This is a genomic window from Brevundimonas sp. PWP3-1b1, assembly GCF_049896065.1.
GTDB classification, from domain to species: Bacteria; Pseudomonadota; Alphaproteobacteria; order Caulobacterales; family Caulobacteraceae; genus Brevundimonas; species Brevundimonas intermedia_B.
Genome location: NZ_JAFCTO010000001.1, coordinates 859,486 through 880,772, shown reverse-complemented (window position 1 = coordinate 880,772; position 21,287 = coordinate 859,486). Strand labels below are relative to the sequence as shown.

General features: G+C 65.8%; 26 protein-coding genes. 15 read left to right on the top strand and 11 right to left on the bottom strand.

Annotation, left to right across the window (positions count from 1 at the left end; all coding sequences use genetic code 11):
- Positions 1–85: 85 nt before the first annotated feature.
- Complete coding sequence (locus ACP69V_RS04305) at positions 86–1,723, top strand: response regulator (protein ID WP_426022792.1); 1,638 nt, start codon at positions 86–88, stop codon at positions 1,721–1,723.
- A 3-nt stretch (positions 1,724–1,726) separates the two neighbouring features.
- Here ACP69V_RS04305 and ACP69V_RS04300 read toward each other — a convergent pair whose 3' ends face one another.
- Positions 1,727–2,758 carry a ligase-associated DNA damage response exonuclease gene (locus tag ACP69V_RS04300; protein WP_426022791.1) on the bottom strand — a complete coding sequence of 344 codons (1,032 nt, stop codon included), beginning with the start codon at positions 2,756–2,758 and terminating at the stop codon, positions 1,727–1,729.
- An 84-nt stretch (positions 2,759–2,842) separates the two neighbouring features.
- Here ACP69V_RS04300 and ACP69V_RS04295 point away from each other — a divergent pair, with 84 nt between their 5' ends.
- The 5 genes from ACP69V_RS04295 (at position 2,843) to ACP69V_RS04275 (ending at position 5,425) form a co-directional block, all read left to right on the top strand.
- Positions 2,843–3,295: a PaaI family thioesterase gene (locus tag ACP69V_RS04295; RefSeq protein WP_426022790.1), complete on the top strand. Its 453-nt coding sequence runs from the start codon at positions 2,843–2,845 to the stop codon at positions 3,293–3,295.
- A complete protein-coding gene (locus ACP69V_RS04290; protein WP_425984578.1) occupies positions 3,292–3,687 on the top strand; it encodes a PaaI family thioesterase in 396 nt (131 codons plus the stop codon). The genes ACP69V_RS04295 and ACP69V_RS04290 overlap by 4 nt, the downstream gene beginning before the upstream one ends.
- Before the next feature lie 174 nt (positions 3,688–3,861).
- The gene (locus ACP69V_RS04285) at positions 3,862–4,212 is read left to right on the top strand and encodes a hypothetical protein (protein WP_426022789.1); all 351 of its coding nucleotides are present in this window, start codon (positions 3,862–3,864) and stop codon (positions 4,210–4,212) included.
- A 100-nt stretch (positions 4,213–4,312) separates the two neighbouring features.
- Complete coding sequence (locus tag ACP69V_RS04280; RefSeq protein WP_426022788.1) at positions 4,313–4,747, top strand: hypothetical protein; 435 nt, start codon at positions 4,313–4,315, stop codon at positions 4,745–4,747.
- Between the two features lie 42 nt (positions 4,748–4,789).
- Positions 4,790–5,425, top strand: a complete 636-nt coding sequence (locus ACP69V_RS04275) for a S24 family peptidase (RefSeq protein WP_426022787.1) — start codon at positions 4,790–4,792, stop codon at positions 5,423–5,425.
- A 63-nt stretch (positions 5,426–5,488) separates the two neighbouring features.
- Here the strand turns inward: ACP69V_RS04275 and ACP69V_RS04270 are convergent, their stop codons facing one another.
- The 6 genes from ACP69V_RS04270 to ACP69V_RS04245 form a co-directional block, all read right to left on the bottom strand.
- Positions 5,489–5,962 carry an SH3 domain-containing protein gene (locus ACP69V_RS04270; RefSeq protein WP_346496507.1) on the bottom strand — a complete coding sequence of 158 codons (474 nt, stop codon included), beginning with the start codon at positions 5,960–5,962 and terminating at the stop codon, positions 5,489–5,491.
- A gap of 77 nt (positions 5,963–6,039) precedes the next feature.
- Positions 6,040–6,429, bottom strand: a complete 390-nt coding sequence (locus ACP69V_RS04265) for a hypothetical protein (RefSeq protein WP_426022786.1) — start codon at positions 6,427–6,429, stop codon at positions 6,040–6,042.
- Positions 6,430–6,489: 60 nt separating this feature from the next.
- Positions 6,490–8,172: a lysine--tRNA ligase gene (locus ACP69V_RS04260; protein WP_426022785.1), complete on the bottom strand. Its 1,683-nt coding sequence runs from the start codon at positions 8,170–8,172 to the stop codon at positions 6,490–6,492.
- A 200-nt stretch (positions 8,173–8,372) separates the two neighbouring features.
- Positions 8,373–8,717: a RidA family protein gene (locus ACP69V_RS04255; RefSeq protein WP_426016173.1), complete on the bottom strand. Its 345-nt coding sequence runs from the start codon at positions 8,715–8,717 to the stop codon at positions 8,373–8,375.
- A 61-nt stretch (positions 8,718–8,778) separates the two neighbouring features.
- A complete protein-coding gene (locus tag ACP69V_RS04250) occupies positions 8,779–9,255 on the bottom strand; it encodes a hypothetical protein (RefSeq protein WP_426022784.1) in 477 nt (158 codons plus the stop codon).
- Positions 9,256–9,285: 30 nt separating this feature from the next.
- A complete protein-coding gene (locus ACP69V_RS04245; protein ID WP_426022783.1) occupies positions 9,286–9,735 on the bottom strand; it encodes an Lrp/AsnC family transcriptional regulator in 450 nt (149 codons plus the stop codon).
- 132 nt (positions 9,736–9,867) lie between these two features.
- On the opposite strand from ACP69V_RS04245, the gene ACP69V_RS04240 reads away from it, so the two are divergent.
- Both ACP69V_RS04240 and queA read left to right on the top strand, forming a co-directional pair.
- Complete coding sequence (locus tag ACP69V_RS04240; protein ID WP_426022782.1) at positions 9,868–11,154, top strand: D-amino acid dehydrogenase; 1,287 nt, start codon at positions 9,868–9,870, stop codon at positions 11,152–11,154.
- A gap of 289 nt (positions 11,155–11,443) precedes the next feature.
- Positions 11,444–12,601, top strand: a complete 1,158-nt coding sequence (gene queA, locus ACP69V_RS04235; protein ID WP_426022781.1) for a tRNA preQ1(34) S-adenosylmethionine ribosyltransferase-isomerase QueA — start codon at positions 11,444–11,446, stop codon at positions 12,599–12,601.
- A gap of 7 nt (positions 12,602–12,608) precedes the next feature.
- Here queA and pdxH read toward each other — a convergent pair whose 3' ends face one another.
- The gene (gene pdxH / locus ACP69V_RS04230) at positions 12,609–13,283 is read right to left on the bottom strand and encodes a pyridoxamine 5'-phosphate oxidase (RefSeq protein ID WP_426022780.1); all 675 of its coding nucleotides are present in this window, start codon (positions 13,281–13,283) and stop codon (positions 12,609–12,611) included.
- Positions 13,284–13,392: 109 nt separating this feature from the next.
- Between pdxH and ACP69V_RS04225 the strand changes: the two genes are divergently transcribed.
- From ACP69V_RS04225 to ACP69V_RS04215, 3 genes are all read left to right on the top strand, one after another.
- Positions 13,393–14,127, top strand: a complete 735-nt coding sequence (locus tag ACP69V_RS04225; protein ID WP_426022779.1) for a DnaJ C-terminal domain-containing protein — start codon at positions 13,393–13,395, stop codon at positions 14,125–14,127.
- Between the two features lie 8 nt (positions 14,128–14,135).
- On the top strand, positions 14,136–15,221 hold the full coding sequence (gene aroC / locus ACP69V_RS04220; protein ID WP_426022778.1) for a chorismate synthase: 1,086 nt from the start codon (positions 14,136–14,138) through the stop codon (positions 15,219–15,221).
- 245 nt (positions 15,222–15,466) lie between these two features.
- Positions 15,467–15,808, top strand: a complete 342-nt coding sequence (locus ACP69V_RS04215; protein ID WP_426022777.1) for a VOC family protein — start codon at positions 15,467–15,469, stop codon at positions 15,806–15,808.
- Between the two features lie 4 nt (positions 15,809–15,812).
- Here ACP69V_RS04215 and ACP69V_RS04210 read toward each other — a convergent pair whose 3' ends face one another.
- From ACP69V_RS04210 to thiE, 3 genes are all read right to left on the bottom strand, one after another.
- Complete coding sequence (locus ACP69V_RS04210) at positions 15,813–16,046, bottom strand: hypothetical protein (protein ID WP_426022776.1); 234 nt, start codon at positions 16,044–16,046, stop codon at positions 15,813–15,815.
- A gap of 660 nt (positions 16,047–16,706) precedes the next feature.
- Positions 16,707–18,404, bottom strand: coding sequence for an ATP-binding protein (locus ACP69V_RS04205; RefSeq protein WP_426022775.1), 1,698 nt, complete (start codon positions 18,402–18,404; stop codon positions 16,707–16,709).
- Positions 18,405–18,468: 64 nt separating this feature from the next.
- Positions 18,469–19,122, bottom strand: coding sequence for a thiamine phosphate synthase (gene thiE, locus ACP69V_RS04200; protein ID WP_426022774.1), 654 nt, complete (start codon positions 19,120–19,122; stop codon positions 18,469–18,471).
- Between the two features lie 130 nt (positions 19,123–19,252).
- On the opposite strand from thiE, the gene ACP69V_RS04195 reads away from it, so the two are divergent.
- The 4 genes from ACP69V_RS04195 to ACP69V_RS04180 all read left to right on the top strand — a co-directional run bounded on the left by ACP69V_RS04195 (position 19,253) and on the right by ACP69V_RS04180 (position 21,189).
- The gene (locus ACP69V_RS04195) at positions 19,253–19,438 is read left to right on the top strand and encodes a (2Fe-2S)-binding protein (protein WP_135195182.1); all 186 of its coding nucleotides are present in this window, start codon (positions 19,253–19,255) and stop codon (positions 19,436–19,438) included.
- Between the two features lie 143 nt (positions 19,439–19,581).
- Positions 19,582–20,082 carry a bacterioferritin gene (bfr, locus tag ACP69V_RS04190; protein WP_426022773.1) on the top strand — a complete coding sequence of 167 codons (501 nt, stop codon included), beginning with the start codon at positions 19,582–19,584 and terminating at the stop codon, positions 20,080–20,082.
- 123 nt (positions 20,083–20,205) lie between these two features.
- Positions 20,206–20,523 carry a hypothetical protein gene (locus ACP69V_RS04185; RefSeq protein ID WP_426022772.1) on the top strand — a complete coding sequence of 106 codons (318 nt, stop codon included), beginning with the start codon at positions 20,206–20,208 and terminating at the stop codon, positions 20,521–20,523.
- A gap of 105 nt (positions 20,524–20,628) precedes the next feature.
- On the top strand, positions 20,629–21,189 hold the full coding sequence (locus tag ACP69V_RS04180) for a tryptophan-rich sensory protein (protein ID WP_426022771.1): 561 nt from the start codon (positions 20,629–20,631) through the stop codon (positions 21,187–21,189).
- The last annotated feature ends 98 nt before the right edge of the window (positions 21,190–21,287 follow it).

Sequence of the window (21,287 nt, the reverse complement as noted above, 5' to 3'; positions counted from 1 at the left end):
ATCGATTTGCATCAAGCTTAGCCAGCTTAACCAATCCGCAAGCGATTTTGGGCTTTAGTCCCAACGAGTAGGAGTTCCAGGCAGTATGCCGACCATCGAAACCCTTTCCGAGCGTCCCAAGCCGGTGGCTCCGACGACGCTTGGGTGCGAGGTGCTGGCGCGTTTCGAAAGCGAGCCGGACACGCTCGTCATCCCCGTGGTCGACGGAAATCGCCCCATCGGATTGGTCGAACGCACCGCCTTCCTGCAAAAAATCGCCGCCCGTTTCGGCCACGCCCTCTACGACCTGCGCCCTATCACCTTCGCCATGGACCCCGAGCCGGCCGTGGTCGAGGCCGGTGTCCGCATCGACGCCTTCTGCGACATCATGCTGAAGGGCGGCCCGGCCGCCCTGCTGCGCGGCTTCATCGTCACCCATAATGGCGCCTATCTGGGCGTCGGCACCGCCGCGACCCTGTTGCAGGCTGTAAACACGCGTCAACGCCGACAGAACGAAGAGCTGGCCGAACAGGCCGCGATCCTCAGCGACACCCGCGCCCAGGCCATCGCCGCCGCTCGCGCCAAGAGCCAGTTCCTGGCGATCATGAGCCACGAGCTGCGCACGCCGATGAACGGGGTGCTGGCCGTCGCCGAACTGCTGCGTCGTCAGCCGCTGAACGCAGCGGCCCAGGCGCATGTCCAGACGATCATGGACTCGTCCGAAACCCTGCTGCGCATTCTCCAGGACGCGGTCGACCTGTCGAAGGCAGAGGCGGGCGAGCTGGAGCTGAACAACACCCCCACCGCCCTGCGCGCCGTGATGGACGACATCCAGTCGATGTGGGAGCCGCGCGCGTCTCAAGACGGCGTCACCCTGCTGGTCGGCTACGAAGGCGACACCGAGCTGGCCGCCGTCATCGACAGCACGCGCCTGAAACAGGTGTTCAACAACCTGATCGGCAACGCGCTGAAGTTCGCCCGCAACGGCGTGGTCGAGGCGGGGCTGAAAGCCTGGGTCGCGGGCGACCAGATTCATATGGAGGCCCGCATCCGCGACGACGGGCCGGGTGTCGAGGCCGACCGCGTCGACTCGATCTTCGAACCCTTCGTTCACGGCTCCGGCCCCGATGGCGCGGGCCTGGGCCTGTCGATCTGCCGCCAAGTCATCGACCGCATGGGCGGCCGGATTTGGGCCGAAAACAACAAGGGTCGCGGCGCCACCTTCGCCTTCGACCTGACCGCCCCGCGCGCTGTGGTCGAGGCTGAAACGCAATCCAACGTGTCCGATCTGTCGGGATTCGACCTCACGTCGGCGCCCCACATCCTGATCGTCGATGACAACGCCACCAACCGCGTCGTGGCCCAGGCCCTGTGCGAGATGTTCGGATGCAGCTCCGAGCTGGCCGAGGACGGCCTGGAGGCGCTTCAGGCCGTTCAGGAAAGCCGCTACGACCTCGTGCTGATGGACATTAAGATGCCGCGCATGGACGGCGTTCAGGCAACCCAGGCCATCCGCGCCCTGCCCGGCGCCGTCGGCCGCGTGCCAATCGTGGCCCTGACCGCGAACGCCGATCCCGAAGACGCCAAACACTATCTCTCCATCGGCATGGCGGCCGTAGTGGAGAAGCCGATCAAGCCCGAGCGTCTTCGAATGGCGATGAACGCCGCCCTGTCAGCGGCCCAGGACGAGGCCGGCCACGCCGACCGGCTCTCTGAAGACGAAGGCGATCGGTCAGCCGCCTGATCCTCAGTCCGGCCGGACGTCCAGCGCCTCCTCGTCCTCTTCGTCGTAACCGACCAGACGCAGCGCCCTCGCCTTCTGGCCGTTGATCTCCGCCCATCGAAGCAGGCCCTCTTCCCGGCCGTGGGTGATCCAGATTTCCTCGGGCTTCAGTTCGGTGAAGGTCGCCGTCAGCTCGTTCCAGTCGGCATGGTCCGACACGACCAGCGGCAACTCCACGCCCCTTTGTCTCGCGCGCGCCTTCACCCCCATCCAGCCCGAGGCGAAGGCCGTCACCGGATCGGCGAACCGCCGCGCCCAGCGATCCTGGATGGCGGACGGCGGGGCGATGGCGACCTCACCGCCCAGCGCATTCTTGGGCAGGTCACGCGTCGGCGCGAGCGGCCCCAGATCGACGCCTTCGCGCTGATACAAGGCGTTCAGCCGTTCCATCGCGCCGTGAACATAGATGGTGCGATCCCAGCCTGCCTCTCGCAGCAGCCGGATGATCCGTTGCGCCTTGCCCAGCGCATAGGCCCCGACCAGATGCGCCCGCTCGGGAAACTGACCCAGAGACCGCACCAACCGCCCGACCTCCTCCTCGGCCGGGGGATGACTGAAGACGGGTAGGCCGAACGTCGCCTCGGAGATGAAGACGTGACACGGCACGGGCTCGAACGGCGCACAGGTCGGATCGCGGCGGCGCTTGTAGTCGCCCGAGACCACCATGGTCAGCCCCTTCCACCGCACCTCGACCTGGGCAGACCCCAGGACGTGGCCGGCCGGGACCAGCCGCAAGTCCACGCCGTTGATCGCGGTCGGCTCGCCATACTCCACCGACTGGGGCTGACCTGTGAAATCGGCGCCATAACGCTCGGCCATGATCGCCAGGGTCTGGCGAGTGGCGAGTACCGCACCGTGTCCGGCGCGCGCATGGTCTGCATGGCCATGCGTGATGACGGCCCGATCTACCGGCCGCACCGGATCCACGTAGAAGTCTCCTGGCGGACAATAGAGGCCGGCAGGCGTCGGATGCAGCAGGTCTTCGGGGCGGATCATGTTGCGGTAACGCTCTCGACGCCGTCAGGTCGCCGCCTCATACAAGATGATCGGAAAATCGGCTCAAAAGGTTCAGCCCGCACGATGCAAGAGAGCTTCCTGACCACCATCCTGCCGCAACTGGCGGCCGGCGCCGCTCACACCGGCGCGCTGGGTTTCGCCTTCGATGGACTGCACGACGGCGAGCCGCGCATTCGCGTGCCATGGCGTGAAGACCTGGTGGGCGATCCCGACAGCGGCGTCTTCGCCGGCGGCCTGGTCACCACCTTGCTCGATCACATCGGCGGCCTGGCGGTCTGGACCGCGCTGGAGACGTTCCAGCCCATCGCTACCCTGGACTTGCGGGTCGATTATATGCGCGCGGCGCGGCCCCGTCAGGATCTGCTGGCCCAGGGGCTTTGCTATCGCTTGAGCCCCACCATCGCCTTCGTGCGCGCCTGGGCGTTCGAGGACGATCCTTCCGATCCCGTAGCGGCGGCGCAGTCCGCCTATATCCTCAACCAGACCCCCGAGCGTTCGACCGGAGCCGGCGCATGACCGACATTCTGGACCGGATGCCCTATGCCCGTTTCCTGGGCCTTCAGACCCTGGTCAGCGGCGACGAGATCACTGTGATCATGCCGTTCGCCGACAAACTGATCGGCAATCCCATGCTGCCCGCCCTGCACGGTGGATCGACGGCCGCCCTGCTGGAAATGACCGCCATGGCCCAGGTGGCGATCACCTTCCCCAGTTCTCGCCTGCCCCGCCCCATCAATGTGACGGTCGCCTATCTGCGGACCGGGCGGCCCATCGACGTCTTCGCCCGCGCCCGCATCAGCCGCGCCGGCCGCCGCGTCGCCCATGTTCAGGCCGAGGCCTGGCAGGAAGAACGCGCACAGCCAATCGCGTCATTGACCGCTCACTTTCTGCTGGACAACCAGGGCTAGTTACCGCCGATCCTGAGGCCGATTCGGCCGAGATCCCTACCAGTGCTGCACTTCAGCGCCATGCGTATGGCGGCGCTTCAACGCGCGATTGCTGCACTTATGAAGATACCCCTACCAAGCATGGTTAAGACGTGATAACCATAAGTCTCTTGTAACCTTATCTGAGGGGCTTTCATGGACCGCACTGAAGTCGTCACCAGCGTTGCTGGCGATCTGCATGCTACCGAGCTCGCGATTGACGCCGCGATCACCCAGGCGACGACGCTGGTTCAATCCTTCATCGGCGCCCGCGCCGCCCTGTCGCTGTCGCCGGTCAGCGGCACGGTCGCCCAGGCCAAGGCCATGGAAACGATCGCCGCCCTGTCGGCCGCGCGCGAGTCCATCGTCGCCTGCCACGCCGAGTTGCAAAAAGACCACCGCCGCCTCGGTTACGGCACCTACGCCGCCGGTCCTGTGGGCAAGCCGGACGACTGGCTGGACCCCAAGTCCGCCCTCACGCCGACGCATCTGCACCGCGTCGCGTGAATTCTTGGTAAGCTTGGCTTACCGAGATTTCAGTTTGATCTGACTTCAGTCATTATCGCCCCTGCGCATTTCTGCGCGGGGGCGATTTCACATGGTGAACATGATCTACGCCGCCGTTGGCGCGGTCTTCATGGTTGCCATGGCCCTTTTTGCCTTTTTGAAAGGCGGAAAGTCTGAACGCCTAGGGGCAGGAGCTTACCTTTTCGCCTGGTTTGCGACCATTGTGATGCAGGAAAATAGCGGCTTTCGCGGCGTTCCCGAAGGAATGTTCCTCATCGACCTGGCGCTGTTGGTCGTATTTATTGGCATAAGCTGGCGGTATCGCCAATCATGGCCAGTGTGGGCCAGCGGCCTACAACTGATTGCTGTCATGTCGCACATAATGATCCTTACCGGACAGCCGATCATGGTGGGCTCACTCTATACAGTCGTGAATCTAATCGGTTATTTGATTATCGCCTGCATCATCGTCGGCACATTCTATGCTTGGCAAGAGCGACGAGCCGCCACAGCTCATCTAGGTAGAAATTCCTAGCTCTGCATCGTATCCTGCTGCCGAATCGGTTTTCGGGACGCCATGCCGCTATCGCACGCCAAACTGTGGAAGGCCGTCGATACCTTGGCGCGGCGTGAGGGGCTGACGCCGTCTGGTCTAGCCCGCCGCGCCGGTCTGGACGCCACCAGCTTCAATCCGTCCAAACGCTTTGGTCCCGGCGATCCGCCGCGTCCGCGCTGGCCGTCGACCGAGAGCATGACCTTGATGCTGCATGCGACCGGCGTGTCGCTTTCCGACTTCGCGGTTCTGGCCGACGATGCCCCGGATAGACCGACGACCGTGCCGCTTCTCGGATTGGCCAAGGCGGGACAGGACGGCTTCTTCGACGATGCGGGCCTGCCGACCGGAGAGGGCTGGGACCAGACCGACCTGCCGCGCGCCAAGGACACCTTGTTCAGCCTGAAGATCACGGGCGATTCCATGTCGCCCCTCTATCGCGAGGGCGACCGGGTCATCGTCGATCAGGAGGCGACGCGCGTGCGGCGGGGCGACCGGGTCGTGGCCCGCCTGACGACCGGCGAGACCGTGGCCAAGGAGGTGACCAGCCTGACCAGCCGTACGGTCACCCTCTCCTCCATCAATCCAGAATATCCGCCCCGTGTCGTTTCGCGCCGCGAGATCGATTGGATGGCGCGCATCCTGTGGGTGAGCCAGTAAGGCGCCAGCGAAAAACCCCGCCCGGCGAACCGGACGGGGCTTTCGATGGTGATCAGTCCAGACCTAGTTGGCCGTGACGTAGTGGGCGTTCACCCAGCCGCCGCCTGCGATCTGGACCCACTCACCCTGCGAACCGACAGCGGTGAAAGGCTGACCCGCCGACAGGGTGCCGGCCTGGCGATAGTTGGTGCCCGGACCGCTGCGGATACGCAGGTTGGACGAGGCGCGATATTGCGAGCCGTTGGACACCGACGCCGCACGCGCGCGCTGCTGGTTGCAGCCGATGTACGAGCCCGCCGCCGCACCGGCGCCGGCGCCGACGATGGTGCCGGCCGTGCGCTCATTACGCGCCAGGTTGGAGCCCACCACGCCGCCGACGACGGCGCCGATCAGGGCGCCTGCACGCTGGCGACCACCGGGGGCGTCGCAGTTGGTCACGCCATTGGCTTGAGCCTGGGCGGCCATCGGGGCGGCCGTCACCATGGCGGCGAGAGCGGCAGCCGTGGCCAGACCGGTCTTGAAAATCTTGTTCGACATAACTCTTCTCCTGTCAGCGCGTTTGCCGATGACGGGAGAATGCATCGACGAACCTGAAGGCTCCCGGAGCTTCGCCGTTATTTTCCGTTCATCTTGGTTGCCCGCGCCGTTCGCCGACGCTCGACCAGTCGTCGCGCCGCCTCGGCGTCCTGCTCGATCAGATGCTTGCGACGCACGAACTGAAAATCCAGCACCCGCGCCCACAAATAAAGCAGACGATCGTGGGTCACGAAGACCGTCACAGCCTCGTCGCTTGGCGGCGGCCCCCACGCCTCTGCGAGCTTGCCCAGATGCTGGATCGTCGCGTCATCTGGCATCGGCTCGCATTCGACGATCCAGTCCCAACTACAAAGCTCCGGCCGCCCGGTGATCAGTTTCACCGTCGCCGTCAGCACCTTGTCGGCCGACCCGGCAGAGACCAGGTCCAGCCAAAGTATCCGCGCAGCCTCGTCGATTTCGTAACGCAACGTCGCCTCCCCGGCTACGCGCCCATCAAAAGCGTACCGGTTAACAACCCTGACCAGGGATCAAGGTTGCGCCAGCCTCCCGTTCGCCCCCGCCTCGATCAGCGCGATGGTCTGCGGCAGCCCGTAGATGGCCGCGAACGAACCGAAGCGGGGCCCCTGACTGGCGCCCAGCAGCACCTCGTACAGCGCCCCGAACCAAGCTCGCAGCGGCTCGAACGCATGCGCCTTGCCCACGGCATATACCTCGCTCTGGATCTGCTCGCCGTCAGTCGTGTCCGCCGGCAGGGCCTTCAGCCGTTCCGCCAGGTCCAGCAGCGCCGCCTTCTCCTTGTCGTCGGGCTGGCGATACGACTTCGAGGGCTTCACGAAGTCCTCGTAATAGTTCAGCGCCGACCCCATCAGCCGGTCGAGCAGCGGCTCATTCTCAGGCGTCGCCTCGGGCAGGTATTTGGCGAAATAGGCCCACAGCTGGTCCTTGGTCGAGGCGTTCGCCACCCCCACCAGGTTCAGCAACAGGGCGAACGACACCGGCGAGGTGTGGGTCGGCGGATCGCCCGCATGGATCGACCAGACGGCGTTGTCGATTCGCTTGGCCGGCTCCTGGGTCTTGTAGCTCTCGATGAAGGCCAGATAGTCGTCGATGGCGCGCGGAATGACGTTGAAGTGCAGGCTCTTGGCCGACTTCGGCGACTGGAACATGTACCAGCTCAGGCTCTCCGGCGTGCCATAGCGCAGCCACTCGTCCATCGTCAGGCCATTGCCCTTGGACTTGGAGATCTTCTTGCCCTCGATGTCGAGGAAGAGCTCGTAGTTGAAGCCTTCCGGCGGCGTGCCGCCCAAGGCGCGGCACAGCTTGGAGCTTTCGCGCACGCTCTCGATCAGGTCCTTGCCCGACATCTCGTAATCGACGTCCAGCGCGACCCAGCGCATGGCCCAGTCGGGCTTCCACTGCAGCTTCACATGGCCGCCGGTGACCGGAACCTCGGTGCGATTGCCTGGTTCGCCGGCCGGATCCTCGAAGGTGATGGTTCCCTTCTCGACATCACGAGCCAGGGTCGGGACCTGCAGCACATGGCCGGTGATCGGGCTGACCGGCAGGAAGGGGGAATAGGTCGCGCGCCGTTCCTCGCCCAGGGTCGGCAGCATGATGGCCATAACGGCGTCGAACCGCTCCAGCAGCGTCAGCAGCGTCGCGTCGAACCGGCCGGACTTGTAGGTCTCGGTCGAGCTCATGAACTCGTAGTCGAAGCCGAACGAATCCAGGAAGGCCTGCAGCCGCGCATTGTTGTGCGCCCCGAAACTGTCGTGCGTGCCAAACGGGTCACGCACACGCGTCAGCGACAGGTGCAGGTCTTCGCGCAGCATTTCCGGGTTTGGGATGCCTTCCGGCACCTTGCGCAGGCCGTCCATGTCGTCGCTGAAGGCGATCAGGCGCGTCGGCCAATGATCGCCGGTCAGGGCGCGGAAGGCGTTGCGCACCATGGTCGTGCGCGCCACCTCGCCGAAGGTGCCCATGTGCGGCAGGCCCGACGGGCCATAACCGGTCTCAAGGATCACCGGCCGTTGCAGCGCCGGGAAGGTCGCCAGCGCCTCGTCCGCCTTGCCCGCGTCGATCAACATTTTGGCCGCGTCCCGCTCGGCGTCGGTCAGGCGCTTCTTAAGCACATGGGCCAGCAGATTGCGGGCTTGTTCGAACGGCCAGGACTTGGCCTCGCGGGCGAGGGTTTCGAGGTTCTGCAACATGGCGGCGGTTTGCAGTCTGCAACTCGCGGGGTCAACGCCTTATCCTTCCCGCGCTCCGTCACCCTTGGGCTTGTCCCGAGGGCCCACTGGTCCGCGAATTTCGGGCGATGACGGATGGCAAGTCGTTGGTCCGGTCGCGTTCGGGTCCGTGTCGGCCGTGGGCCCTCGGGACAAGCCCGAGGGTGACGGGTTTTAGAAGTTCAACCCTTGGCGGCGATCACGATGACTTCCACCAGATACTCCGGCGACGCCAGCCGGCTTTCGCCCGTGGCGCGGGCGGGCGGGTTGGCGGTGTCCACCCAGGCGTCCCAGACGCTGTTCATCGCGTCGAAATCGCCGATGTCGGCCAGCCAGATTTGGGCCATCAGGATTTTGGACTTGTCGCTGCCGGCCTCGGCCAGCAAGGCCTCAACCTCGGCCAGCGCCGTTTTCGTCTGTGCGATGACGTCGTCGCCGGGCTCTCCGACCTGGCCGGCCAGATAGATGGTGTCGCCGTGGATGACGGCCTCGCTCATGCGGGCGCCGGGCTGGATGCGGGTGATCATGGCGGGTTCCTATGGAGATGCTGTCGCATCTATCGCCGCCCGCCCCTCGCCTGTCGAGCGCTTAGCGGCGGCTGAACCGGGCAACCGTCAGACCGACGACCAGAGCGCCGGCCCCGACGATCATGGCGTCCTCGATCAGACCGCTGCGCGTCTGGCCGATGCGAGCCATGGCCTTCTTGCGACCGGCCAGGGTCAGATAGGCCAGCGGCACGGCGGTCGCGATGGCGACGCCGGCGCCCAGCTTTTCCTTGCCGCGCGGCGCCAGGGCCGATCCCGCGATCCCGGCGCTCATCACCCGCGCCAGCAGGCCCAGGAAGACCGTGCGGTCGGGCGCCGACTTCATCTTGTCGCCCAACAGCTCGCCGACGCCCATGGCCAGGGCGCCGAACTTGAACAGCGGCTGGTTCAACAGGAAGACCCGGCCCGGCGTCGGCTTGTGCGCCAACTCGGCCGCCGCGATGGCCGCCATCGGGGTCATGGATCGGGCGCTGGCGACGGCGCCGATGAGAGCGGAGGGCATCAGTTCGGTGATCTTCATGCCGTCTGAACACCGCACGACGGCGAGGGTTCAGCCGCGCGCCGCCAGAACGTTGCGGATCGCCAGGCTGGAGTGGATGCGCGACACCCCCGGCAGGCGCGACAGCACGTCCTTGTGGATCACCTCATAGGCCGCGATGTCGGGCGCTACGGCCCGCACGATATAGTCCGCCTCGCCCGCCATCAGATAGCAGTCGCGGATTTCGGGATGGTTGCGCACCGCCGCTTCGAACCGGCGCATATGGTCGTCGGTCTGTTTCTCCAGCGTGATCTCGACATAGGCGACCACCCCGTCGTCGGCGTCATTGGCGAGGACGGCGGCATAGCCCCGGATCACGCCGCGTTCCTCAAGCCGTCGCACCCGGCGCAGGCACGCCGACGGCGACAGGCCGACCGCTGTGGCCAGGTCTGCATTGCTCACGCGGCCATCAGCGCGAAGCCGCTGAAGAATGCGCTGGTCGATGGGATCAAGCAGGGCCACAAGTTTCCGCCGTTCAGCCGCAGATTATTGCGTCACATATCTACCAGCCGCAGATCATTGCGCAAACAGGCAGGATCATCGAACGATGCGAGGGTAACTTCGCCGACAATCAACACGGTTCGGAAGCGTCACATGCAGGTTCTGGTTCTGGGTTCCGGCGTTATCGGCGTCACCACCGCCTGGTATCTCAGCCAGGCGGGGCATGAGGTGACGGTGGTGGATCGCCAAGCGGGTCCGGCGCTGGAAACCAGCTTCGCCAACGCAGCCCAGATTTCCCCCGGTTATTCCGCGCCCTGGGCCGCGCCATCGATTCCGGTCAAGGCGATGAAATGGCTGCTGATGCGCCACGCCCCGCTGATCGTTCGCCCCCGGCTGGACATGGCCATGGTGCGCTGGACGCTGGCCATGCTGCGCAACTGCACCCACGATCGCTATGCTCTGAACAAGAGCCGCATGGTGCGTCTGGCCGAATACAGCCGCGATCAGCTGGACCTGCTGCGGCGGGACACCGGTATCGCCTATGAAGGCCGCCAGCAGGGCACGCTGCAACTGTTCCGCACGGAGAAGCAGTTGGCCGACGTACACAAGGACGTGGACGTGCTGAAGGCAGCCGGCGTCCCGTGCGAGGTTCTGGACCGCGCCGGCTGCATCGCCGCAGAACCGGGTCTGGCCGCCTCCGATGTCGACTTCGTCGGGGGGCTGCGACTGCCGCATGACGAGACCGGCGACTGTTTCCTGTTCACCAACGCCCTGGCGAAGCTGGCGGCGGAGCGGGGCGTGGTCTTCCATCACGAGACCGAAATCCACGCTATCACGACCACGGACGGCCGCGCGACCGGCGCCCTGACCAGCAAGGGGGCGATGACCGCCGATCTGGTCGTGCTGGCGCTGGGGTCCTATTCGCCGATGATGGCCAAGCCCCTGGGCCTGGATTTGCCGGTCTATCCGGTGAAGGGCTATTCGATCACGGCCCGAATCCTGGACGCCGACCGCGCGCCGGTCTCCACCGTCATGGACGAAAGCTACAAGGTGGCGATCACTCGCCTGGGCGACCGCATCCGGGTGGGCGGCATGGCGGAACTGTCCGGCTACAACAACACCCTGCCGGCCCTGCGCCGCGAGACCCTGGCCCATTCTGTCGGCAGCCTGTTCCCCGGCGGCGGCGACCTGGCGGGGGCCAGCTATTGGTCGGGCCTGCGTCCGATGACGCCGGACGGCACGCCCGTCATCGGCGCGACGAAGATCCCAGGCCTCTATCTGAACACCGGCCACGGCACCTTGGGCTGGACCATGTCGTGCGGCTCGGCCCGCGTGCTGGCCGACATGATCGACGGCCGGTCGCCCGAGATCGAGACGCGCGACCTGTCCCTGAACCGCTACGGCGCCTGGGCGGGGGCGTTTGCGCCCGGCTACAACTGACATCAGACGCTGACCGGCGATTTTTACCGTCTAGAGTGTCTAATTCGTCTGAACTCCCGATGTCGGCAACCTGAGACGCGAGCCAGAATTCACCGTCTAAAGTGTCTGAATCGTCTGAACTCACGCTGTCAAAGATCGGCAGTCATCCTAACACGCGGATAGGGCGCGTTAGGGTAAAAGCCGTTCGGGCGACAAATCCCTTTGGCAATCAAGAACCCGTGCGACCGAAATGCGCTGGCAGCGCGTCCCGGCGTGGCGTGGGTCGCCCGACAGCCCTATAGAGCGCGCGATGAAGACCGCCGATTTCGATTTCGACCTGCCTGAAGACCGGATTGCGCTGCGTCCGGCCGATCCGCGAGACTCTGCGCGACTGCTGGTCGTGAAGGGCGGCGCGCTGGAGGATCGGGTCATCCGCGACCTGCCCGACTTCCTGCGACCCGGCGACGCCCTGGTGTTCAACGACACACGTGTCATCCCCGCCCGTCTGTCAGGCGTGCGCCAGCGCATAGGCGCCGAGGGCGAGACGCTGACGGTCGAGGTCGAAGCGACGCTGCACCACCGCGACGCCCCGGACGTCTGGTCAGCCTTCATGAAGCCGGGCAAGCGCATCAAACCGGGCGACCGGATCGCCTTCTCATCCTCTCTGCCCGACGTGGACTCAACCTCAACCGCAGAGATTGCGGACACAGCCCCCTTATCCGAGCCCTCCGGGCCCACCTTCTCCCCCGAGGGGAGAAGGACGCTGGAGGCGACTGTCGTTTCAAAAGGCGACGACGGCCTGGTCACCCTGACGTTCGACCTGTCCGGCCCGGCGCTGGATGACGCCATTCGCGACGTGGGGGTCATGCCCCTGCCGCCCTATATCGCCGCCAAAAGGCCCGAGGACGACCGCGACCGTTCGGACTATCAGACCGTCTTCGCCGAGCATGACGGGTCGGTCGCGGCCCCCACCGCCGGCCTGCATTTCACCCCGGCCCTGCTCGACGCCATCCGCGCCAAGGGCGTCTCGACCCACGCCGTGACCCTGCATGTCGGCGCCGGCACCTTCCTGCCAGTCAAGGCCGACGACCTGGCGGATCACAAGATGCACAGCGAATGGGGCGAGGTTTCACCTGAGACCGCCGCCGCCCTGAACGCCGTCCATGTGAACGGCGGCCGCATCGTCTGCGTCGGCACCACCAGCTTGCGTCTGCTGGAAAGCGCCACGGCCGAGGATGGCGAGATCAAGCCCTTCCACGGCGACACGGCCATCTTCATCACGCCCGGCTATCGGTTCCGGGCGGTCGATGTGCTGATGACCAACTTCCACCTGCCGAAGTCGACGCTGTTCATGCTGGTCAGCGCCTTTGCGGGCAGCGCGACGATGAAGGCGGCCTACGCCCACGCCATCGCCGACGGCTATCGGTTCTATTCCTACGGCGACGGGTCGCTGCTGTTCCGCGACTGATCGCGGATCAGGGCCAAAGACGTCCCGACCGCCAGGACTCGCCGTCGCGGTCGAACCGTAGCCGGTCGTGCAGGCGGAACGGCCGATCGCGCCAGAACTCGACCGATTGCGGCACGACCCGCCAGCCGGTCCAATGCGCGGGACGGGGCACGTCCTGGCCGTCGAACCGCGCGGTTTCGCGACCCACGGCCTCTTCCAGCACCGTGCGATCCGAAAGGGGCCGAGACTGGTCCGAGGCCCAGGCGCCGATCCGGCTTTCGCGGGCGCGGCTGGCGAAATAGGCGTCGGCCTCTGCCGCCGACACCGGCTCGACCGCGCCGCGCACCCGCACCTGACGCCGCAGCGACTTCCAGTGGAAGGTCAGGGCGGCGGCGGCGCAGGCCGCCAGTTCCACGCCCTTGGCGCTCTCGCTGTTGGAATAGAAGGTGAAGCCGCGCGCATCGACGTCTTTCAGCAGCACGATCCGCGCATCCGGCAGGCCATCCGCATCGACGGTGGACAGGGTCATGGCGTTGGGATCGTTCGGCTCATGCGCCCGCGCATCGGCCAGCCACTCGACGAACAGCCCGATGGGTTCGGCGCGCGCGAAGACGGTCTCGTCGCCATTGGCGGCCAGGGCGGCGGCATAGTCGCGGGCGTATTCCTCACGCGACGGGCTGGGGGGGATCACGGATGCGGTCATGTCAGTGATCTAATCCCTGTGAGCCGCTCTGGAAATGATCGAGGTCAAAACGGCAGTTTGCTCGGCACGGTTAACCGCCCATTGACCCTGATGGGCGAACGGTGACGGCATGAGCGCGCATCGTCACCCCTCCGATGTTTCCGGCGTCCGTGAGGCCCTTTCGACGCTGGGTCTCAGCGGTGATGTCGACGCCGCCGCGCTGAAGACCGCCTTCCGCGCGGCGGTCAAGGCGGCGCGTCCCGACCAGACCGGAGGCGACGCCGAGCGGTTCCGCCGCGTCATCGCCGCCTATCGCCTGATCCAGGCGCATCAGCCCGCACGCCATGCCCTGTCCCCGCCCAAGCAGCGTCCCGCGCCTGCGCCCGTGCTGGTGCTCAGCCCGATGCAGGCCATCGCCGGCGCGCGTGTCGAACTGCGGCTGGGCGCGCGGACAGTGCGGGTCACGGCGCCGAAGGGCCTGCGGAGCGGCGACCATTTGCGGCTGCGGCGCGGCGCGGTAGATGGCGGCGACCTCTATCTGTCGGTCCTGATCCGACCCGAGGACGGGCTGTCGGTCGTCGGCGACGACATCTTCATGACCTGGCCCACGGAACAGCGCCTGATGGCCGACGGCGGGCGGGTCGAGATCGAGACCCATGCGGGTACACGCTCGGCCTGGATCACGGCGGACATGGCCGCGCCGGTGCGGGTTCGCCTGAAAGGCCTGGGCCTGCCGGCGCGCGGATCGCGCGAGGCCGGGCATCTGTTCGTGACGCTGACGCCGTCGTCGGACGTGCCGTCGGCGGCGGAAGACCTGCTGTTGCGGTTCACGCGGGTCTGGACGCAGGAGCGTCTGGCGGCATAAGTCACCGCATGTCGCACAATACCTTCGGCCATCTGTTTCGCGTGACCACCTGGGGCGAGAGCCACGGGCCGGCCATCGGTTGCGTCGTGGACGGATGCCCGCCGATGATCCCGCTGACCGAGGCGGACATCCAGCCGTGGCTGGACCAACGCAAGCCCGGCGGCAGCCGCTTCGTGACCCAACGCAAGGAAAGCGACACAGCGCGCATCCTGTCGGGGGTCTTCGACGACGGCGAGGGCCCGGTCACCACCGGCACGCCGATCTCGATCATGATCGAGAACGAGGACCAGCGGTCCAAGGACTATGGCGAGATCGCCCGCGCCTATCGGCCGGGCCACGCCGACTACGCCTATCAGGCCAAGTACGGCGTACGCGACCACAGGGGCGGCGGCCGGTCCTCGGCGCGCGAGACCGCCAGTCGCGTCGCGGCCGGCGCCGTGGCGCGCAAGGTGCTGGGCGATGGCGTCAGGATTCGTGCAGGCGTGGTGCAGATCGGGCCCCACCGGATCGCCCCCGATCAGGTCGATTTCGACGCCGTTTCCGGCAATCCGCTGTTCGCCGCCTCCGCCGAGGTCGTGCCTGCGTGGGAGGCCTATCTGGACGGCGTTCGCAAGGCCGGGTCGTCGGTCGGCGCCGTGGTCGCTCTGGAGGTCACGGGCGTTCCGGCCGGCTGGGGGGCGCCGATCTATGGCAAGCTGGATTCCGAACTGGCGGCGGCCCTGATGTCGATCAACGCCGCCAAGGGGGTCGAGATCGGCGCCGGCTTCGAGGCCGCCGAGCTGACGGGCGAGGAGAACGCCGACGAGATGCGGCTGGACCTGAACAAGCAGCCGGTCTTCCTGTCGAACAAGGCGGGCGGCGTGTTGGGCGGGATTTCGACGGGTCAGCCGGTGACGGCGCGCGTGGCGTTCAAGCCCACATCCTCGATTTTGACCCTGCGCCAGACCGTTACGCGCGACGGCGAGGAAACGGACCTGCGCACCAAGGGTCGCCATGACCCCTGCGTGGCGCTGCGGGCCGTGCCGGTGGTGGAGGCCATGGCCGCCTGCGTCCTGGCCGACGCCTTCCTGAGGCACCGCGCCCAGGTCGGCTGAGGCCTATCGCCTCGGTCTGCGCGCCGAAATGATGGATTGAAGGCTTTGCGGTTGACCGGCTTGCGGTCTGGACGGCGGTTCGACCGCGCGCTCCTCCTGCCGCATCAGGGCGACGAGGCCCGACAATCCCGTCGTCATCACGATCATCGCCGACTCCTGCAACTGCGAACCGTTTGCAGGTTTGCGCATGTTCGGGCGTCGTGCAAGAGGGATCGGTCGGTGGCGTCGAACTGAGGAGATCAACCGTGCGTGAAGACGGAAAGCTGGACTATCTCGAACTGCCCGCCGCAGACCTGCCCGCGACCAAGGAATTCTACAGCCAGGCGTTCGGCTGGACCTTCGTGGATTACGGCCCGACCTATGCGGCCTTCGATCAGGGGCTGGACGGCGGGTTCGACGCCGATCAGGCAGAAAGGACCCAGGCGCCCCTGCCCGTTCTATACGCCCATGACCTGGAAGCCATGCTGGCCAAGGTCGAGGCGGCCGGCGGTCGTATCCTGAAGCCGATCTACGCCTTCCCCGGCGGTCGCCGGTTCCACTTCGCCGATCCCGCCGGGACCGAAATGGCGGTCTGGTCCGAGGGCTGACGGCTTAGCGGGCGTCGATGGACTGGCCGACCCGTTCGGCCAGATCACGGTCGGCGCCGGTGACGCTGGGGATCCAGACGTGGATTTCCTTGGGGGCGGTCGGTCGCTGGAACAGATGCTCCATGGCCAGGCGTCGTCCGCCCTCCGTCACCACCACCGAGGCGCGGCCGCCGGCGCGCACCATCTCGCCGTCATAGATCGGAAACTGCGATGACGGTCCGGCATAGATCATCAGCAAGGTCTGATCGCCGCGCTGGACGCGGTAGATGTTGGCGTCTGCTCCCGCCCGCGCGGGCGCGATCGTTAGGCCGGTCGGCAGCTCGATCCTGAAAGGCAGGGCCGCGATGGCCGCGGCGTTAAGCGCGGTCGGCGCAGGCGCTGCGGGCGGTGGCGTCGTCGTGGCGGGTGCAGGCGTCGCGGCCTGAGGCGCACTGGTGGTCGGCGCTGGACGCGGCGCCGTAGCGGGAGGCGTAGTCGCTCGGTCGGGGGTCTGATCCGGTCGTTGGGACGGTGTCGTCGGCGACGAACGCGGCGTCGCAGCCGGGCTTTGACCAATGGGAGGCAGAGCTTGCGTGGTCGCTCTGCTGGGCGTCTGGCCTGGCGTTTGCACAGGGGATGTCGTCGGCGCCGGGCGAGGCGTCGCGGCGGGGCTTTGGCCAATCGGCGGCAGGGTTTGCGTGGTCGCGGGAGCCGGGGCCTGCGTCGATGTCGGACGGGTTGCGGATGATGCAGGGGGAGCAGCCGACGGCGGAGCGCTGTTCAGGTCGCGCGTCAGATCGGATGCAGGCCGTTGTGCAGGCGGCGTCGTCGCCTGTCCTGAAATCACGAGGGCGGCGGCAAGAGCGATCATGGACATGATCGGACAATCGCGCGGCGAGGCGCCGACCGCAAGCGTGACCTATGCCTTGGGCAACAGGATCCAGAAGGTGGCGCCCTCGCCTGGCGCAGAAATCACGCCGATCGATCCCCCCTGCAACTCGACCAGCCGCTTGGCCAGGGCCAGGCCCACGCCGTGGCCCTCGACCGTCGAACGTTCAAGGCCCAGGCGGTTGAACGGCTCGAACAACTGCGCCTGTTTCTGGATGGACAGGCCGGGCCCGAAGTCGCTGACCTCGACACGCACGCAGTCGTCTTCGCGCAGCGCTCGCAGAATGACCCGACCGCCAGAGCCGCCGTATTTCAGGGCGTTGACCGTCAGATTGGTCACCACCTGCGCAAAGCGCTGGGAATCCGCGACAGCAATCAAACCATCGCCTTCACACACGACCTCGATGGCGACCGTCTCAGCGTCCGGTCGCAGCAAGCAGATGCGACGGACATCCTCCAACAGGCCAGGAATGTCGGTCGGGCGCAGCTCGACCCTGACCGCCCCGGATTCGGCGCGGGCGACGTCCAGCAGGTCATGCGCCAAGGTCTCGACCTGACGGGCCGTGGTCACCAGCATTTCCGACATTTCGGTCTGCTGAGCCGTGATCGGTCCCAGATGCCCCTGACGCCACAGATCGCCGATGCCGATGATGCCGGCGACGGGGCTCTTGATTTCATGTGCGACATTCGCGAGCAGGCGAGACTTGGCTTCGGACGCCTTTTCCGCGCGCTCTCGGCCCAGTCGCGCGCGTTCGGCCAGCAGATCGCGTTCTTCCAGAAGAGAGGCCACAAGCAGGATCGGCATATAGCCGATCAACACCAGCAGCTGGGCCATCAAAACCTGTTCGGCGAGCGATCCCTGCGAGTAGGGCCCCTCGCCGATCATCGCGCCGCCCACCAACAGGACGGTGACGACCACAAGCGTGAAGGCTATGCCCGCCACACCCAATCGTACCGCGATGGCCAGCAGCAAGGGCAGCAGAACAAATCCGAACGGGACGTTTCCGGCGAAGGCGACGTAGTAGAAGACGGGAACGAGCCCCAACAGGATAACGGCCTCGACCATTTTTTTGGGTTTGAGCAGTTTCGCGAGCGTGGTTCGCGTCAGCGACAGCCCCATGGAGCCGAGGACGGCGATGCCCAAAGCATGGCCGAACCACCAGGTCTGAAACCCCTGCCAGACGTCCGTCTGTCCCACCTGCGTCAGGACAACAAGGCTGGCCAGCGCCGCCGGGATGGGCGCAAGCACGGCAGCGAAGAACAGGAAGCTGACGGCGCCGCTCATGCTGGACAGGTTCAGCGTCGGCGAAAACCGGCGCGCCAGAAGCACCGCCGCAACGATCTCGATCATGTTGACGACGGTGAAGGCCAACGCCAGCGGCGGCTTGTTGCCCGCTATGATTTCGCCGATCAGAATGCTGATGGCCATGACGCCCGCGAATGTCAGGTCGCTGTTGCGGCCTCGACTGGTGCGCAGCCAGACAGCGACGGCGACGCCGCTTGCGCCCCAAAGGCCTGCGACCAGTCCTGACGAGCGTGCGTAGGCGATCGCCATTGCAACCAGAACCGCGACCGCGACGCCGGTCAGCACGGGCGTCAGCGGATGCGAGGTTTCCATGCCGTCGCCGCCCTGGCTAGGACGGGGGCCAGGACGATGGCCAGCCTCAATGCCCTTCGTCGAAGGCGAGGCGGGGTGGTCGTCGATGTTGAGCGCGCGGCTCAGGATCATGGAAATATTCCGACCAACTACAGGCCGGCTAAAGAGACCACAGGGTTCCTAATATCCCCTGAAGTCAGAATTTCAACCTTTGATTGAACAGCTTGACCGCTTCGGCTGCGCCATCACTGTAACCCCAGACGCCGTTGCTGACGGCGACGAAGTCCGCACCCGCACGGGCAAGATCGGCGGCATTGTCGACGGTGACGCCGCCGATGGCGACGCAGGGGGTCTCGACCGTTTCCTGCCAGACCGTCAGGATTTCCAGCCCCGGACGATGAAGGGTCTCTTTCGTGTCCGTGGGATAGAAGGCGCCGAAGGCGACATAGTCCGCACCACCCTCGGCCGCGTCCCAGGCCAGGTCGCGGTCGTCGTGGCAGGTGACGCCGATCATGGCGTCCGGCCCCAGAATGCGGCGGGCCTCGGTCAGCGAGCTATCCGCCTGACCGATATGGACGCCGTCGCACTCTGTTTCGCGCGCCAGGTCGGGCCGGTCGTTCAGCAGCACGGCCACGTCGTGACGACGCGCGACGGGGGCCAGCGCCGCGACCGCCGCGCGAATCGTGGCGTCGTCCGCAGGCTTCAGCCGAATCTGCAGGGCCGCCACATCGCCGGCCGCCAAGGCCTGATCCAGCGTCTCTGCGAAGGCGCTCAGGTCCGAGATCGCGGGCGGCGTGATCAGATACAGCCGGCAAGGCGGGCGGGCGGGGACGGTAGGTGTTCTGGCCATGCTCGTCCTTGCCTCCCACCGCGACGATCCGTCAACGGTCGAGCCCCCTCCAAGCCATGCGAACGACTTGCAATCGCCTTAACCCGTGCTATAGCGAACCATTCTCAGTCGATGGAACGTGTAGCGCCTCGTGTACGTCTGCAACTGTAACGGTCTTCGCCAGCGTGATGTCGCCCAGGCCATCGAGGCCGGGGCCTGCCGTCCACGCGACATCTTCGCGCGCAACCAGTGCCAGGCCCAGTGCGCCAAATGCGTCTGCGAGATGCGCCAGATGATCCAGGACAGCCGCGAAGCGTTCGCACTCGCAGCCGAATAGTCTCGCCGCCTATCGCGGCCGAAAATCACTCGCACTATCAATGTAGTGATAAAAACTCGCAAATAAACAACGCGCGTTTTACTGTGGTATTGCCTCGCTCAACAGACGGCGAATGCGCCGTGGCGAGACCAAGGACCATGGCCATGAAGGGCGACCCCGCAATCCTGCGCACGCTGAACGCAGTGCTCACCAACGAACTGACGGCCGTGAACCAGTATTTCCTGCATGCGCGCATGTTCGAAAGCTGGGGCCTGTCGCACCTCGGCAACGTGATCTACGAAGAATCGATCGGCGAGATGAAGCACGCCGACATGCTGATCAAACGCATCCTCTTCCTCGACGGGCTGCCGAACCTGCAGGACCTGCACAAGCTGAAGGTCGGTGAGGATCCGATCGAATGCCTGGGCGCCGATCTGCAACTTGAGCTGGACAGCCGCGCCACGACCGCCGCTGCCGTGACCCAGTGCGAGGAGACCCGCGACTACGTCAGCCGCGACCTGCTGATGAAGATCCTGGCGGATACCGAGGAGCACATCGACTTCCTGGAAAACCAGCACAAGCTGATCGAACTGATGGGCGCGCAGAACTATCTGCAGTCGGCCATGAAGGAAATCGTCACCGACAGCGCCGCCACGGGCGGCTGATCTCTTACGTCAGATCGACATCGGCTGCGTCCCGACGCCTGCGTCAGCGAGTCGCAGGCGTCTTTAAAGCCGATTAACCAAACAGGCGCGACTATTCCATCTCACATTGAGGAGGAATGGCTTATGGGTCAGAGTATCTCTTTCGATTTGTCGTATTCAGTGTGGCTTAACAACTACCAGACGGCCGAGGAAATCGGTGAGGACGACAGCGGGGCCTTCGCCGCTCTTGAGGAGTTGGAGAAGTTCATACTTCGCCATGTGCCGCGTTGTCTCAACGAAGCTGTCAGCGTTCTGAACGTGGTCAAGGTGAACGTCGAAATGGGTGGGCGTAGCGACAATCTCGATGTCGCGGCGCTTGCCAACATAATGAAGGCCCTGACCAGCCTCGCGGCGGTTTCTGATAGTCCAAAATCCGTCGTCACGAGTTCCGCGGCTGCGTGATGTTGGCGAGGACGCGCTTCATTTTGCGTGACAGTCGCGTCCTCCCAATGTCGGAACCGACGTCGCGTTCTGTGGTTAGCCTGTGAAGGCAAGCTGGAGCGGACCATGACCGATATCGACGAAGCGATCGACGACGTGCGCGACGCCGCCAAGGATTTGCTGAACAGCGAGGGCCGCAGCACTGGACATGTCCTTGCCGGCATCGCTCTGACCGTCGGTTTCGCCCTTTTGGCGCACGGCATCGCCTCGGGAGCCATGAAGCCGAAGCGCAATCTGAAACAGGTCCGAAACAAGGATCTGCCAATCACCGAGAAGCCGCGGGGCGCGTTCAGCCTGATCCTGCCCGCCGTGTTTTCGGCCACCACCCTGTCTGCCGTTAGAGTGTGGAACGCCCCGCCACAGCGTGAGCGCACCACGGCCATGGGTCTCTGGGTCGCGGCCCAGACGGTCAACGCCGTCTGGCTGGGCCTGCGCCCGTCGTCGATGGCGCGTCAGGTGATCGCCGCCATGTCGTCCGCCGGTCTGGCCGCCGCCTTCGCGCACGAGGCCCGCAAGCTGAACGAGGGCGCAGGCAAGATGGCCGCTCCGACCGGATCAGGGGTGCGGCTGGGCAACTTCCTGCATCGCAAGGCGGACGAGGCGTCGCGAGAGCGCACCCTGCATTAGGGCCGCCTTGCCCTTTCTCGGGGCTTCCTCTAGGGATCGCGCCCTATTCGCCTCGCCCCGAACGGCGCGAGAGCGCAACCCTATTCCCGATGTGACCC

What these genes read in the sequence shown, in the direction of transcription:
- ACP69V_RS04305 (WP_426022792.1), top strand. Translation starts at nt 86, where the DNA reads ATGCCGACCATCGAAACCCTTTCCGAGCGTCCCAAGCCGGTGGCTCCG.
- ACP69V_RS04300 (WP_426022791.1), bottom strand. Translation starts at nt 2,758, where the DNA reads ATGATCCGCCCCGAAGACCTGCTGCATCCGACGCCTGCCGGCCTCTAT.
- ACP69V_RS04295 (WP_426022790.1), top strand. Translation starts at nt 2,843, where the DNA reads ATGCAAGAGAGCTTCCTGACCACCATCCTGCCGCAACTGGCGGCCGGC.
- ACP69V_RS04290 (WP_425984578.1), top strand. Translation starts at nt 3,292, where the DNA reads ATGACCGACATTCTGGACCGGATGCCCTATGCCCGTTTCCTGGGCCTT.
- ACP69V_RS04285 (WP_426022789.1), top strand. Translation starts at nt 3,862, where the DNA reads ATGGACCGCACTGAAGTCGTCACCAGCGTTGCTGGCGATCTGCATGCT.
- ACP69V_RS04280 (WP_426022788.1), top strand. Translation starts at nt 4,313, where the DNA reads ATGATCTACGCCGCCGTTGGCGCGGTCTTCATGGTTGCCATGGCCCTT.
- ACP69V_RS04275 (WP_426022787.1), top strand. Translation starts at nt 4,790, where the DNA reads ATGCCGCTATCGCACGCCAAACTGTGGAAGGCCGTCGATACCTTGGCG.
- ACP69V_RS04270 (WP_346496507.1), bottom strand. Translation starts at nt 5,962, where the DNA reads ATGTCGAACAAGATTTTCAAGACCGGTCTGGCCACGGCTGCCGCTCTC.
- ACP69V_RS04260 (WP_426022785.1), bottom strand. Translation starts at nt 8,172, where the DNA reads ATGTTGCAGAACCTCGAAACCCTCGCCCGCGAGGCCAAGTCCTGGCCG.
- ACP69V_RS04255 (WP_426016173.1), bottom strand. Translation starts at nt 8,717, where the DNA reads ATGATCACCCGCATCCAGCCCGGCGCCCGCATGAGCGAGGCCGTCATC.
- ACP69V_RS04250 (WP_426022784.1), bottom strand. Translation starts at nt 9,255, where the DNA reads ATGAAGATCACCGAACTGATGCCCTCCGCTCTCATCGGCGCCGTCGCC.
- ACP69V_RS04240 (WP_426022782.1), top strand. Translation starts at nt 9,868, where the DNA reads ATGCAGGTTCTGGTTCTGGGTTCCGGCGTTATCGGCGTCACCACCGCC.
- queA (WP_426022781.1), top strand. Translation starts at nt 11,444, where the DNA reads ATGAAGACCGCCGATTTCGATTTCGACCTGCCTGAAGACCGGATTGCG.
- pdxH (WP_426022780.1), bottom strand. Translation starts at nt 13,283, where the DNA reads ATGACCGCATCCGTGATCCCCCCCAGCCCGTCGCGTGAGGAATACGCC.
- ACP69V_RS04225 (WP_426022779.1), top strand. Translation starts at nt 13,393, where the DNA reads ATGAGCGCGCATCGTCACCCCTCCGATGTTTCCGGCGTCCGTGAGGCC.
- aroC (WP_426022778.1), top strand. Translation starts at nt 14,136, where the DNA reads ATGTCGCACAATACCTTCGGCCATCTGTTTCGCGTGACCACCTGGGGC.
- ACP69V_RS04205 (WP_426022775.1), bottom strand. Translation starts at nt 18,404, where the DNA reads ATGATCCTGAGCCGCGCGCTCAACATCGACGACCACCCCGCCTCGCCT.
- thiE (WP_426022774.1), bottom strand. Translation starts at nt 19,122, where the DNA reads ATGGCCAGAACACCTACCGTCCCCGCCCGCCCGCCTTGCCGGCTGTAT.
- bfr (WP_426022773.1), top strand. Translation starts at nt 19,582, where the DNA reads ATGAAGGGCGACCCCGCAATCCTGCGCACGCTGAACGCAGTGCTCACC.
- ACP69V_RS04185 (WP_426022772.1), top strand. Translation starts at nt 20,206, where the DNA reads ATGGGTCAGAGTATCTCTTTCGATTTGTCGTATTCAGTGTGGCTTAAC.
- ACP69V_RS04180 (WP_426022771.1), top strand. Translation starts at nt 20,629, where the DNA reads ATGACCGATATCGACGAAGCGATCGACGACGTGCGCGACGCCGCCAAG.